This window comes from Ruegeria sp. EL01, from assembly GCF_900313035.1.
In the GTDB taxonomy this organism is placed as follows: Bacteria; Pseudomonadota; Alphaproteobacteria; order Rhodobacterales; family Rhodobacteraceae; genus Ruegeria.
Window position 1 is genome coordinate 229,679 of sequence record NZ_OMPS01000046.1, and the last position, 13,706, is coordinate 243,384.

Annotated in this window: 10 protein-coding genes and 1 tRNA gene; 7 read left to right on the forward strand and 4 right to left on the reverse strand. The window is 51.7% G+C overall.

The features are described from left to right. Positions 1 to 2 precede the first annotated feature (2 nt). The 7 genes from D9K61_RS21520 to D9K61_RS21550 all read left to right on the forward strand — a co-directional run bounded on the left by D9K61_RS21520 (position 3) and on the right by D9K61_RS21550 (position 7,988). Positions 3 to 1,211, forward strand: a complete 1,209-nt coding sequence (locus tag D9K61_RS21520) for a cyclopropane-fatty-acyl-phospholipid synthase family protein (RefSeq protein ID WP_120635251.1) — start codon at positions 3 to 5, stop codon at positions 1,209 to 1,211. Positions 1,212 to 1,226: 15 nt separating this feature from the next. Further along, the gene (locus tag D9K61_RS21525; protein ID WP_120635252.1) at positions 1,227 to 1,667 is read left to right on the forward strand and encodes a TrgA family protein; all 441 of its coding nucleotides are present in this window, start codon (positions 1,227 to 1,229) and stop codon (positions 1,665 to 1,667) included. Positions 1,668 to 1,697: 30 nt separating this feature from the next. Next, positions 1,698 to 2,813, forward strand: coding sequence for an NUDIX domain-containing protein (locus D9K61_RS21530; RefSeq protein ID WP_120635253.1), 1,116 nt, complete (start codon positions 1,698 to 1,700; stop codon positions 2,811 to 2,813). 68 nt (positions 2,814 to 2,881) lie between these two features. Then, a complete protein-coding gene (locus D9K61_RS21535; protein ID WP_120635254.1) occupies positions 2,882 to 3,916 on the forward strand; it encodes a cysteine synthase A in 1,035 nt (344 codons plus the stop codon). After that, on the forward strand, positions 3,916 to 6,351 hold the full coding sequence (locus tag D9K61_RS21540) for a DUF3772 domain-containing protein (protein ID WP_120635648.1): 2,436 nt from the start codon (positions 3,916 to 3,918) through the stop codon (positions 6,349 to 6,351). The genes D9K61_RS21535 and D9K61_RS21540 overlap by 1 nt, the downstream gene beginning before the upstream one ends. Before the next feature lie 158 nt (positions 6,352 to 6,509). After that, positions 6,510 to 6,599, forward strand: a tRNA-Ser gene (locus D9K61_RS21545). Between the two features lie 120 nt (positions 6,600 to 6,719). After that, the gene (locus D9K61_RS21550) at positions 6,720 to 7,988 is read left to right on the forward strand and encodes a tyrosine-type recombinase/integrase (protein ID WP_120635255.1); all 1,269 of its coding nucleotides are present in this window, start codon (positions 6,720 to 6,722) and stop codon (positions 7,986 to 7,988) included. 693 nt (positions 7,989 to 8,681) lie between these two features. Here D9K61_RS21550 and D9K61_RS21555 read toward each other — a convergent pair. From D9K61_RS21555 to D9K61_RS21570, 4 genes are read right to left on the reverse strand one after another with little or no spacing between them, the layout of a single operon-like run. Beyond that, positions 8,682 to 10,190, reverse strand: a complete 1,509-nt coding sequence (locus D9K61_RS21555) for a DUF1524 domain-containing protein (protein ID WP_120635256.1) — start codon at positions 10,188 to 10,190, stop codon at positions 8,682 to 8,684. After that, positions 10,190 to 11,305: a hypothetical protein gene (locus D9K61_RS21560; protein ID WP_120635257.1), complete on the reverse strand. Its 1,116-nt coding sequence runs from the start codon at positions 11,303 to 11,305 to the stop codon at positions 10,190 to 10,192. The genes D9K61_RS21555 and D9K61_RS21560 overlap by 1 nt, the downstream gene beginning before the upstream one ends. A gap of 2 nt (positions 11,306 to 11,307) precedes the next feature. Further along, entirely contained in the window at positions 11,308 to 12,141 is an 834-nt protein-coding gene (locus D9K61_RS21565) for a hypothetical protein (RefSeq protein ID WP_162946989.1), read from the reverse strand. Beyond that, on the reverse strand, positions 12,141 to 13,634 hold the full coding sequence (locus D9K61_RS21570) for a hypothetical protein (protein WP_162946990.1): 1,494 nt from the start codon (positions 13,632 to 13,634) through the stop codon (positions 12,141 to 12,143). Before D9K61_RS21570 ends, D9K61_RS21565 begins: the two co-directional genes overlap by 1 nt. Between the last annotated feature and the right edge of the window lie 72 nt (positions 13,635 to 13,706).

A 13,706-nucleotide genomic window follows, 5' to 3' on the forward strand; every position in this document is an offset into this window, starting at 1 on the left:
GGATGATCTTAACGACGACTGAGGGGCAGAAAAACCTACCCAGGTATTTCGCCCAGGTTTTTAGGATGCTGGGCGAGATGGAGTCTGGCCGTCTGGATATCACGTTGCCGGATGGTCGCACCTTTCGGACCGAGGGGGGCAAACCGGGTCCGGTTGCTCAGGTCAATATCCACGACCTGGATGTTTTTGCCCGTCTGATCCGCGAGGGTGAGCTGGGTTTCTCTGACGCCTATCTGGATGGGCATTGGAGCACGCCGGATCTGCGGTCCTTTATGGATCTTGTGCACTTGGGAACTGAAACAGTGTACGACGGGTTCACGGGTAAGTTTCTTATTCAGGCTTACGAGCGGTTGCGCTTCTGGCTGCACCGTAACAACCGAACACAGGCGAAAAAGAACATTTCTTACCATTATGATCTGGGGAATGACTTTTACGGTCTTTGGCTGGACGACACGATGACCTATTCCAGCGCTCTGTTTGAAACGGGGCAGGAAAGCTTGGAAAAAGCGCAAACGGCCAAATATGCAAGCCTGGTGGACGAAATGGGTGCCAAGCCCGGTGATCATATCCTTGAGATCGGATGCGGTTGGGGTGGCTTTGCCGAATATGCCGCGAAAGAGCGTGGCCTTCGCGTAACAGGTCTGACCATTAGTGAAGAACAGTTGAAGTTTGCCTCTCAACGTATAGAAAAAGCAGGACTTTCTGATCTTGTGAAATTCAAGCTGCAGGACTACCGGGATGAGCGAGGACACTATGACGGGGTCGCCTCGATCGAAATGTTCGAAGCGGTGGGCCAGAAGTACTGGCCGGTCTACTTTGAAACCGTAAGGGACAGGCTGAAGCCAGGGGCACAAGCCACTTTTCAGATTATCACTGTTGGGGACCATAGGTGGGATTTCTACAAGAACGGCGTTGATTTCATTCAGAAATACATTTTTCCGGGTGGAATGCTGCCGTCGCCTACGGTTTTGCGCGAACAAATTGATCTGGCGGGGCTGAAACTGGTGCGCTCCAAGGAGTTTGGAAAAAGCTACGACCTGACTTTGCGACGCTGGTACGAGACGTTCAACGCCAAGTGGGATCAGGTCTCGGAGTTGGGTTTTGATGAGCGTTTTCGCCGCATGTGGAATTATTATTTGACCGCATGCGGAGCGGCCTTTGACACAGGCAATTGTGATGTGACACAGATCACCATAGCAAAGCCCAGTTAAGGAACGGAATTCAGGATGCCCAGTGCCTCACGTCTAGTTGCCGCTATCTGTCTGGTGGCGATTGCCTTCTTGGTGTCGAGCATGATCATCGAAAACGGTGAAGAGGGTAAAGACTATGGCTATTTCACCATTGTAAACATCGCGTTGGGCTGGATCTGCGGATGGAAGATCATGGGCAAGCGTGCGGGTCGTGGCTGGACTGCGGGGGTCAATAATGGCCTGACGGGTGTTGCCTCGTTGGTCTTCTGGGCGCTGTTTGTGCAAGGCTGCTATGAGATGTTCCGCCTGGCGATGCGCCACCGTTATGACGGCCCATTTGAAGCGTTATTGGCCATCTTCAAGATTGGGCTCGAATATGGTCAATTGCTACTTGTTCCTGAAATCCTTGTGACATTGGGCGTCGGCGCTGTTGTCGCCGGACTGGCAACCGAAGAAGCAGGTCGCCGTTGGCGCTGAAATTCACCATCCGGCGCGAAAGCCTGAACAATGACTGATCTTTTCTTCTATGGCACGTTGCGACATGAACCTCTTTTGCAGCGCGTCTTGGGGCGTGATGCCAACACGCTGTCTGTAGATGCTGCAATCCTTTCCGACCATATGGTTTATTCGGTGCAAGGGCAGGACTTTCCAATGATCCTGCAGGAAGCCGGGGCAAATGCTCAAGGTATATTTGTACGGGGGCTGTCGGCTGAGGATTTGGCCAGGTTGGCGTTTTACGAAGGCGGATTCGACTACGATCTGCAGCCGGTCACGGTTGTTCTGGAGGACGATCGTGAGGTCCAAGCACAGGTGTTTTATCCGGCTCCCGGTGCTTGGATGCCGGGTGATCCCTGGTCCTTGCGGAATTGGGCCGATCGGTTGGGCGAGGTGACCGCGCTCGCAGCGGAAGAAGAGATGGCCTATTTCGGTAAGGTCGACGCCCGGGCGATGTCGCGCAGCATGCCTGCGATCCAGACCCGGGCATGGGCCAAGCTGTTTGCGCGGCAACGCAAAACAGGTGACCCGCGCAATGTGGCCAACGATGTTGTCGTGCATCGTCACACCCGAGCCTATGTTGACTACTTCGGGTTGGAAGAAATCGAACTGCAGCATCGCCAATATGACGGTACGATGGGACCAGTGCTGAACCGTAACGGGCTGTTGCAAGGCAGCGCAGTAGTTGTGTTGCCCTATGATCCGGTGCGCGATGTCGTTCTGATGGTCGAGCAATTCAGAACACCGTTGTTTCTGATCGATGACCCTGAGCCCTGGATGTGGGAACCCGTGGCCGGGATGATCGATCCCGGAGAAACGCCAGAGCAAGCTGCATATCGCGAGGCGACAGAAGAGGCGAAAGTTGCTTTGGATGCGCTTGAATTTGCCGGCGGTGCGTATTCATCCAGCGGATCGTCGACCGAATATGTTTACCTTTACGTTGGAAGCGGCGCATTGACCGAAACAACTGACGCGGGCGGGCTGGAAACCGAGGGGGAGGATATCCGCACGCGGATTCTGCCGTTTGAAGAATTCATCAGTCTTGTTGATCAGAACGTTTTTAAGGATTTGCCCTTGTTGACGCTCGCTCATTGGCTGGTCCGTCACAGGGACCGGCTTCGCGCATGACTATGACGCTTGTGGTCGCGGCAGCGCGGCTGTAAATCTTCCATGATACCAAATGACATGAGGGTGCTATGCGCATTGCACGAGATCTTGCTGAGGCAGTAGGAAAAACACCGTTGATCCGGCTGCGCCGCATCAGTGACGAGACCGGATGCGAAATCCTCGGCAAGGCCGAGTTCATGAATCCGGGCCAGTCCGTCAAGGACCGTGCGGCGCTGTACATCATTCGCGACGCCATCGCCCGCGGTGATCTGAAGCCCGGAGGCACGATTGTAGAAGGTACAGCAGGGAACACTGGCATCGGATTGGCGCTTGTTGGCGCCTCGATGGGATTCAAGACCGTGATCGTGATCCCGGAAACCCAGTCGGAAGAGAAAAAAGACATGCTGCGTCTCGCGGGGGCGCAGCTTGTGCAGGTGCCAGCGGCACCGTATCGCAACCCGAACAACTTCGTGCATTACTCTCGCCGTTTGGCCGAGGAATTGGCGCAGACTGAACCAAATGGCGCAATCTGGGCCAACCAGTTTGACAATGTCGCTAACCGCCAGGCCCATGTAGAAACGACCGGCCCGGAAATCTGGGAACAGACAGGTGGCAAGGTTGATGGGTTCATCTGCGCCGTCGGATCTGGCGGTACATTGGCAGGCGTGGCCGACGCGCTGCAGCCCAAAGGCGTAAAAATTGGCTTGGCCGATCCGATGGGGGCAGGGCTCTTTTCCTACTACACAACTGGTGAGATCGCGATGGAAGGCAGCTCGATCGCTGAGGGCATCGGGCAGGTCCGCGTGACCAAAAACCTGGAAGGGTTCACGCCGGACCATTCTTATCAGGTTACCGACAACGAAGCGCTGCCCTATATCTTTAACCTGTTGCGCGAAGAAGGTCTGGTCATGGGGGGATCGACCGCGATCAACATTGCGGGCGCGGTACGGTTGGCCAAGGATCTGGGACCGGGTCATACCATTGTGACTATCCTATGTGATTTTGGTACGCGCTATCAGTCCAAGCTATTCAATCCAGAATTCCTGCGTGAAAAGGAATTGCCTGTACCTGACTGGATGACCGAAGCGCCGCGTAGCATTCCAGGCGTATTCGAGGACGTATGATGCTGCGACAGGTCCGCCTGTTTCTTGTCCTTGTTATCCTGTCTTTGGTCGGGCTTGGCAGCATTGCTAATGCGCAGCTGTCCGATCGGCAAAGCGAATACTATCAGACATGGATAAAAACAGCGAACCGGGCCGAGGCCGTGATCGACGTGAACCGCGCGTCGAGTGCCGCGTTGGAAAACTTACGTTCAGAAATAAACGGTTATCGAGATACCTTTAATAAATCTCGGGGAGAAAACACCGAGCGGATTGAGACGCTGGAAGGGCAGCTGAAAGCCCTTGGACCGAAACCCGAAGGGGATGCGACCGAACCAGAAGACATCGCCAAGCTACGCGCGCACCTTGAAAATCAACTGAACAGCTTGCGCGTCCCGCGCATCATTTCAGAAGAGGCGTATAGCCGCGCGGCGGGACTGATCAGCGAAATCGACCAGATTATTCGGAATCGCCAAAAGAAAGAGCTTTTGGAGAAAGGCCCGTCCCCAATCAACCCGGTGTATTGGGCCCCTGCGTGGGTGGATGTCGAGAGTGCGGCCCGCAGCCTGTTCAACGAGACGGTCAAGAACATGAAGTCCGACGTGGTTCGCGAACAGTTTCGTGAACTGTGGCCAGCGATCTTCGTACTGCTGGCGATTGCGACCGTGTTGCTGGTCTTTGGCAAATATTGGTCAGAGAAGGGCGGTGACTACCTGAGGCGGTTTGGCGGCGCGGGTAGTGGCGTCTGGACTTTTGTTATTTCACTCCTTCGGATAATTTTACCCTGGATCGGTGTGTTGGCAGTGGTTGTGGCGCTTTACCTCACCGATGTATTGGGCCTGCGCGGATCACTTCTGGTTGACGAAATCCCTTACTGGGCGGCGATTTTGTTGTTCTATGACTGGATCGGCCGCCAGATTTATCTGATGGGAGCTGCCAATAACTTTAAGCGCCTGTCAGCCGGAAAAATCATGGAACTGCGTGTTTATCTTGACCTGTTGGCGGTCATGCTGATCCTTCATGAGCTGGTGCTACTGTTTGAGCAAATCGAGAACATCTCGGATGCGACCCGCGCTGTGGTCAGTTTTCCGATCATCGTCGCAACTGCGCTTTTGTTGCTGCGCGCGCGTCACATCCGAACCAGTGACATTCAGAAAGACGGGTCAGATCAAGTCATTTCGACACGGGCCGCAGGATTTAGCCAGCTGGTCGAGTTTTTGCGCCGCGCCTTGTTTATGCTGGGCATGGCAGCGCCGTTTCTAGCTATTCTGGGCTATACGAACGCAGCGGAAGCTATTGTTTTTCCTGCTGTGAAAACGTTGGTTTTGATTGCGGCTTTGATCATTGTCCAACAGTTCATTTCGCAGATCTATGGCTGGCTGAGCGGGCAGGGTGATGGTGCCGGAGATTCGCTTTTTGCTGTTCTGGTGGGGTTTGTGCTCGCGATCCTGGCGTTGCCGATCCTGGCGGTCTACTGGGGCGCACGCGAGGCGGACCTGCTCGAGGCATGGTCTCAGCTGCTGCAAGGGTTTGATATTGGCGGCGTCACGATATCGCCCAGCAACTTTCTGACATTTGTTGCAGTGTTTGTGATCGGCTACGCGATAACGCGGCTTTTGCAAAGTGGGCTGCGCAACTCGCTGCTGCCAAAAACAAGCATCGACCCCGGTGGTCAAAATGCAATCGTTGCAGGGTCCGGGTATGTAGGGATTTTCCTGGCCGCCTTGGTCGCTATCATGGTGGCGGGATTTGATCTGTCTTCGCTTGCCATTGTAGCTGGCGCTTTGTCTGTGGGTATCGGTTTTGGTCTGCAAACAATCGTTTCGAATTTCGTTTCTGGCATCATCCTGCTGGTCGAACGCCCGATTTCCAAAGGCGACTGGATTGATGTGAACGGGATGATGGGCTACGTGCGCGACATCTCGGTCCGGTCGACCCGGATTGAAACCTTTGACCGAACGGATGTGATTGTCCCAAATTCGGATTTGATCAGCGGCGTGGTCACGAACTACACGCGCGGGAACACGATTGGCCGGGTGATCGTCCCGGTGGGCGTGGCCTATGGGACCGATACACGACAGGTCGAGGAGATATTGGGAGAGGTTGCAAACACTCATCCGATGGTTCTGGCCAATCCGGCGCCCTGTGTGGTGTTCCAGGGCTTTGGTGCCGACTCCCTAGATTTCGAGATACGTGCCATCTTGCGGGACGTGAACTGGGTTTTGTCGGTAAAGTCAGACATGAACCACGAGATCAACCGTCGCTTTGCAGAAGCAGGGATCGAAATTCCATTCGCACAGCGCGATTTGTGGCTGCGGAATCCAGAGGTGCTGCATTCGCCTGATAGTGCTGCCGAAACCACCGCTAAAACTGCGCAGGAGCGGCCCCAAAAGACGTCGAGCCGACCAATGGACATGCAGGAATCTGATTTGGACCCTGATGGTGGGGACGAACTCTGATCCATTGCGCAAAGACAACGAGCCTCATTAAAAAGGGCGGTTGTTCATCGACTGTGGCACGCTGACTCATCTGCGTGGTCTATTTGCTCAGAAGGCATCAAATTCCCGGAATTCGGGCCTTGCAAATCTGATTGTGTTGGTTCACATATCGCCTCCACGGAGAGGTGGCCGAGTGGTCGAAGGCGCACGCCTGGAAAGTGTGTAGGCGGGAGACCGTCTCCAGGGTTCGAATCCCTGTCTCTCCGCCATTACCCACACCCAGAAGCATTATAAGTGGCTTTATTTAATCAGAAACACCTAAGAACCTAGACTAGCTGAGCGCCAGATGATACACTTCTTGATGCACAAAGTGTTACACGCGAACCAGTATGTCAAAGACCCCGATAACTTTACGATCCGAAACCTGGTACTTGCGGCGACGAGTGCCCAAAAGGTATTATCCTGTCGAAAAGCGGCGAACTATCCTTCTGTCGCTTCATACCGACAGCAGAGCGCAAGCTGAAACGAAATGGCGCTTGGTCTGGGACAAATTGCTCGAGGGATGGGAAGCGAGACTTTCAGGCAATAGCGGAGACGCCACAAGGAGCCATTTGGCCGCTGCTCAAGTGGCTGCTGTGCGTGGGTTTCGCTATTTGCCTGTTGGCGACGTTACCGAGCTACCGATGGACAAGTTATTGGAGCGTATTGAAAGTGCTTCGGATATGGCTGAAGCTGCTGCCCTTCTCGGAACAGCAGGGTTACCAAAACTAACCGTTAGCGAAGCCTTAAATGAGTATTGGACGCTTTCGAGAGATAAGACGCTTGGTATGACCGAAAACCAGCTACGCGTTTGGAAGAACCCTCGAAAGAAGGCTGTTAACAACTTCATTCAAGTTTGCGGTGACAAAGCGCTTGATGAGGTGACTAGAGACGACATGCTCGATTTTCGTAGCTGGTGGTTGGACCGGATTGAAACTGAAGGCCTGACACCAAATAGCGGAAACAAAGATTTTACTCACTTGAGCCAGCTGTTGAAGTCGGTAAATACTCTCAAACGCCTAGGCTTAGATCTTGGGCCTATTCTCAGTGAGTTGGCATTCAAAGAGGGCGAAAAGAGAAGCCGACCACCGTTTTCGACTAGTTGGATAACATCCAAAATCTTGGCACCAAACGCCCTGTCGGGTTTGAATAGTCAAGCACGATGTATCGTTTTGGCTATGGTAAACACAGGTGCCCGACCATCAGAGTTGGCAACGCTAGACTCCTCGACAATCGATTTGGCAGGTTCTGTCCCATCACTTACTGTTTCTTCAGATAGAAGAAGACTGAAAACTGGAAGTTCAAAGCGCACAATTCCTTTGCTCGGAGTTTCGCTTGAAGCTTTAAAGGAATGCCCTAACGGCTTTCCTCGCTATTTCGACAACCCTGGACTATCTGGCACTATCAATAGCTACTTTTCGGAAAACGGACTAAAAGAAACGGACCAGCATACTCTGTACTCTTTTAGGCATAGCTTTGAAGATCGCATGCTCGCCGCAGGCATCGATGAACGCGTTCGTAGAGATTTGATGGGACACAGTCTTGGCGGTCGCCAACGCTACGGCAAGGGAGCCGAACTAAAATTAGCCGCCGATCTGTTGGATCCAGTTGCACTTTGATTGGCAAGCTTTCTTGCTCTCTCCAAAGCGCCTTGGCGTGATCGAAATTCATCCAACTCTTGCTCAAGTTTCTCAAACACCGGAAGAAATTCAGAATCGTTCGCCGCATAAACAGCGACTTTTTCAATCGCTCGTTGGAGCCTTTCTTCGGTAATCGCGCTCAAATACTTCACAGTAAAAGCTCTTTGATTTGGTGATGCGACTGTCGCTACCCGTATCCGAGAAACTCGGCCGCTCAACGTCTTGGAGCAATACCTTACCCGGGAACGCAGCCTTAAAGTCAACGCATAAATCAATGATTATAAACGTTATTCTTTCCTATTCTTTGTTGGTGCCTAAACGTAATGAATAGCCAAGAATTGTCTAGTAAGTAATGTCGCGCTCAGGTTGCCGAGTTCCCTATTATGCACCATCGGTCGCTTTCACTACGTCCATTCGATTCGCTGTGAGTCGTCCTGAATCCGAGACCTGGCGGGTAATGCGACGTGGGGTGGGTCTCTCAGCCGCTGTCGTTACATCAAAACCATCTTGGATATGCACATCGATGTCGAGAACTTGGGCAATGGCGGGTGGACTTGCTGTGACCTGCCCCCGAGACTTCCTTCGTTCTGATGTAGAGGCGGCCCTTGTTGATAATCTGTACTCTTGCCGTCAGCTTTCTGTCAGTAGGCCGTTTCTTAGAATTGAACTTAGCTACTCACACAAACTCGTTCGTAGCGCACCAATCTCCGCTTGTTCAGCATCAGACATCTCTAAACTGTATTTCTGGGCTACACGAACGAACCGGGTTACGTACTGACAATGAAATCCACCTAGAGGTGGAAGCCAATCAATCGGTCCTTTCGCGCCTTTGTCTTGGTTGACGTTACTCGACACCACAAACAAATTTGCCGGATCATTGGCGAATTCTGACTTTGTTTCATCAGGCCATGAATGAGCGCCTCGATCCCACGCCCACTTCAAAGGGACCAAGTGATCGATTTCGACGTCCCGAGCATTGGTGAAAACCTTGCCCGTATATGGATCTGCCCACTTACCCCGCAAGACGATGCAATTGCTTTGGGAAATGGTTGTACCTCCTGTCGACATCTCCTGTAGCAATTCGTGTCGAGTGTTTTGACAGTCGTCATCAATGTCCGCCCACCCACCAAACAGAGAACGGTCATAACGTGCGATCTTGGCTTCAGTCTCGATCTCTTCAATCAAAGACTGCCTGTTTGGCGTGGCACTGAACACTACCCTACGCGACGACGCTTGATCTTCATTGCCATCTTCTCCCAGTACTGGACGCACCGATGAGTACCCTACTGCGATCAAGTGCTTTCTGGCCCATTCCAAGAGCTCCGTATCACGGACAAAATCCAGGCAAGTCCTTAGTACAGCTTGCGACCGTCTCTGACTAAGATCCAAATTTCCTAAGAACGCCGCTCTAGGGGACGAACCGCTCCTCCATTCCGATGAGGCGTGACCCTCAATCTTAACTTCTGCAATATCAACTCCGGAATTGCGCAAAGTTGACAACCAAGGCTGACAAGCATCCGCCAAAAACTTTGCCAAGCTGGGCGTAATATTGGCCTTACCCTGGCTGAAAAGAACCCTGTCCGGAAGGATGATCGCACCCGAGTCATCTATATGACCGCCTATGCTCGCCACAATATTCCCAAGTTCCGATTTCAACGCGCCAACAAGAGCTGCTTCTTGCACCTCAGCGTCTCTAATTTTCCCTGAGATCCCCTCTAAGGTTTGTCCGGCTTTAACTAGGTCTTCCAAGGCAGCCATTTCTCGCAATAACCTCTTTGCCTGCCCTGCTTCAACAAGATCGGCAAGATCTCTTTGGATATCTTCCGGCAGGCCTGCTGCTGCGTCTGTCAGGCGGAGCAGTTCATCTTCATCAATAAATCGCCACTTCTCTTGGGGATTTTCGATGCTGGCTGGCGTAGAAAAATCCATGCCCTTTCCTCGGAGTGCAACGAATGCGTCCATTGACCCGTCTTCGACAGAATTTAGAACGGTCTGCCTTTGCTCTTCGGTCAGTTCTCTGAACGCATGCACATCCGGAGTGTTCTGCTTTTCCACTTCCCACTGCCAGAAGGCAAATAAGAGAAGGAGTGCAAAGGCAATCAGGATAAAGGCCTCCGCCATCGTGAGCCCCATAATGGCACCACGACGGTAATTCCGATCTGACTGCTGAACATCAGACACTAGGTATCAGACCTTTTTGAACCCCAAAACCGTGGTTTTGCTGGTGAGACTGTGATTGGCTTCTCAACGGTCGCATCTAGATCCTCTGAAGAGGCAGTTTGTTCGGACTCATTGTTCTCAAATGTTGCGTCCTTGGGCAACTCGTCCAGCCTGTCCTTGAAACTGTCCAAAGCTGGTACAATCTTTTTTGTCATCGCGTCTGCGGCCCGACGAGTGATTTTTATATACGCCAACATTGCGTCGTCATGAGCCTTAAGTCGCTTTGCTGCGGTCTCAAGCTCGGCATTCAACCGTTTCCTTCGGTTCTCGATATCTTCAAACGATTGACTTTCTTGCTCATTCAGTCTGTTCTTAAGCTTTTGGATATCGGCTACCAACTCCCTGAGCGCTATCTGGTTTTCGTTATTGGTTTCTTGAACTGACGCAGCTATGTCACTTACTGCTTTCTTAGACGCCGCCAAAAACGATTTCTCAATATTTTGAGCGAGAGTATCGGCTGCCTGTTGTAATGCCTTTTGATGGTCAATCACAAACTCTTCGGTGGACTCTCGAAGCCTTTTGTCACGCTCTGCCGCCAACTGTATAGACTCGGTCGAAAACGCTTTCATCTGCGAAAGAGTTCCAGAGAGATTTTTGCGGAATTCTGCATATGAGTGATTAAGGTCTGCTCGAACGGCCCGGTCTTTAGCTACAAAGTCCGGGCGCATCTGCATCAACAGAACCCTCAAGAATACGCCAAAAATAGTTGACGACAGCGCAACTCCAAATCCGGAAATTACTTCCGGAATGGCTATGGGTTTGCCCGCATTTGTCGTCGGATCCGCCATTTGATAAAGCGTTAAAGCCAAGCTGGCTAAGGTAAACAGAAACCCAAGATAGTAGCAATTGTCACCAATCGCTTCGGGCTCGATCTTGACCCGCCCGCCAGCCCAAGCAATCAATGCATAGGAAACCAAGATCGCCCCTGAGTATCCCGCTGCTATAAACGGGTGTGCTCCCGTAAACTTGAGAATAACACCGCCCGAAACCCCCAAGATGAAGGCCAAAACAAACGCAAAGCGGTCTAGGTTTTCCCGCGGCGCGACATCGTGAAGTCTTGATGTTCTCAACGCCATAGTTACAGGTCTCCCAAGGAAGTAACGGTAGGTGGGCGACTGCCCTGTCTGTCAAAGTATCTCACCCAGAAGTCTTCAACGATTTCATTCGGGGGGATGTTTACGGCCGTTCTGGGGATCCGCAAAATCTCGATGGATGCACTTGAGAGATTTCCAGCGAGCCTTTGTTCCCCGTTATGCTGGGTGAAGTAGTCCCATCCTTGGTTCCTATAGAAGCTCAAGTTGTCACTGTGTTGGAGCATGTCCGATACCATGATTATCTTACGATGGCCGCGAGCATCTGCGAAACTTGGTGTTTGGGAGATGAGAGACTGAAGCGCTTCCATTATCGGAGATTGATTTTCGGTCGCACCCGTCAGCATTGAATTCAGTGTTAGCTGAATAGGTTTGGTAAATTCTTTCTCATAGCGTTCGGCTATTATTGCCGGGTTCTCGTAAAGACCGTTGGCGTCGTCACCAGTAGCGGGTTTGCATTTCGCAAACTTCGCCCCCCAGTTGACACTGTCTTCACTCACAACGCCAAGTGCAATCATCGTATCAACGGAAGCTTCTTCTACTTCTCTGGAAATGATAGTCTTCAGCCGGGATTGCTGAGTCACACTCAAGGGATCCGTTAAATCCAGGAGTATTGAGGTTACGTTAAGAGCGCCGTCCGAATGGCAAAGAGTCGCCTTATCAACCACCCCTTTCGCAATTAGTTTTTGAGAAACAAACCCCACACCCACCAACAAACCAACACATGCAACAATAACAATCGTCCAAACGAGATTGCTTGTCTCAGACCCTTTTTTGCGTTTGGATCTGCGACGTTTGGATTTTGTTCGATTCCTTGCCATCATGCTGTTCCATGATCGTCATCAGGGACAACCTTGAGAGGCGGTTCTCCCTTTTCACCGGAACTCCGGGATGTAGGGCTTTTACCCCGGTCGATATATGTACCTTCCAACTCATCAATTTCGTAGTGCGCCTTCACTGCATCATGAAAGACCTCGAAAATCTTGTGGATCGATTGGGTCACCAATTCCGAAACTTCTTTCGCCTGCACCTCCGCCTCCTGGCGCCTTGCGATGTCTTCTTTTGGTGTCTCGAAATTCTCAAAAGTGTAAGGTCTGTTGAAGTATTCGGGTGGTTCTTCCAAACGCGCCGCTTTGTTCGCGTCACGATAGATCGACAACAGGTAGTTGGCAGCGATATTGCACTGTTCCAAAAATGGATTCAGATTTGATTGGAGAGCTTTTTGACCATACAGCGCATCGATTGAGTCATTAATGTTTCTGTGAACTTCATCGTTGGCTGCGCGAAGACCGTTTACTGCATCGTCGCGGTGCTCAGCGAGCACCTCAATAGAGTCTTCCAAATTGTCCACATAATCATCTCGAGCATCAATCACATCTTGGGCGACTTTTGCATATCCAGGGTATGGATCCGAGTGGCTGTAACCTTTGAGAAATGCCAAGATCGAAATAAACAAACCGAGGAGAAACAACACATAAGATTCCATAGTGTTTAGACTTATGGGATTGTCCACCATGGTCTGAATGGCTGAGGTGCCAGCTTGACGCCAATCACCAATCCGTTCCACGGCATCCCTGAAATGTGCAACGCCTGCATTATAGGTCAGCGCAAAAACGACCCACGACAAGAAAAAGACCAAACCGACAACTTTTTTTAGGATGTTGGCGAAGCCTCGGCAGTTGGCATATCTGGAGCCCATGCCAAACAGGGTACTCAATGACACGTTGGCCAACGAAACCAGAAGCGCAGCTAGTAAGCCGCCCAAAAGTCCCAGGGTGTTCTTTTGAGCAAAGAGATATGCGTTGCCGCCAGATTCCAGTATAATCAGTACGAGTGACAAGCCAATCAACGCGACCCAACTCGAAGCCTTTTTTGCGGGTCGCTCCAGCTTGTTGATTTGTCTAAATTTGTTGCGCCATTTGAAAGTCTCCTGAACCCGCTCTCGTGGGGTGACCATCAGTGATTTCCACTTAGTCACTTCTTCAGCAAATTTCGCCTTTGAATCGCTTGCTTCCATTTCCACCAGCATCCGGGCCGACACAGCCTTGTTTAGACGCTCAGCATAAACTCGGCGATTGGTCTCATAGTTTTCAAGCCCGCGGCGCCGGAGATCTTCCACCCGAGCTACTGCCTTCAACTCCATATGATCGAGCGTCTTCGAAGAGGTCTCGGGCTGGTTTGCCGATCCTCTGGATGCCCCCTCTGATTTCAGATCCAGGTCTTTTGCAAGTCGATCTTTGTCAATGTCTGGAAACACTGCGGAAGTTGGTAAAAATTCATCTGATTTGAAAACTTCTGACAGTGATTTCAGCAACAGTGTGCCCTCTTACCTAGTTCGCCCTTGGGCACCTCGAGCCTGTCACCGGGTTGGTCCGATCTCACTAGG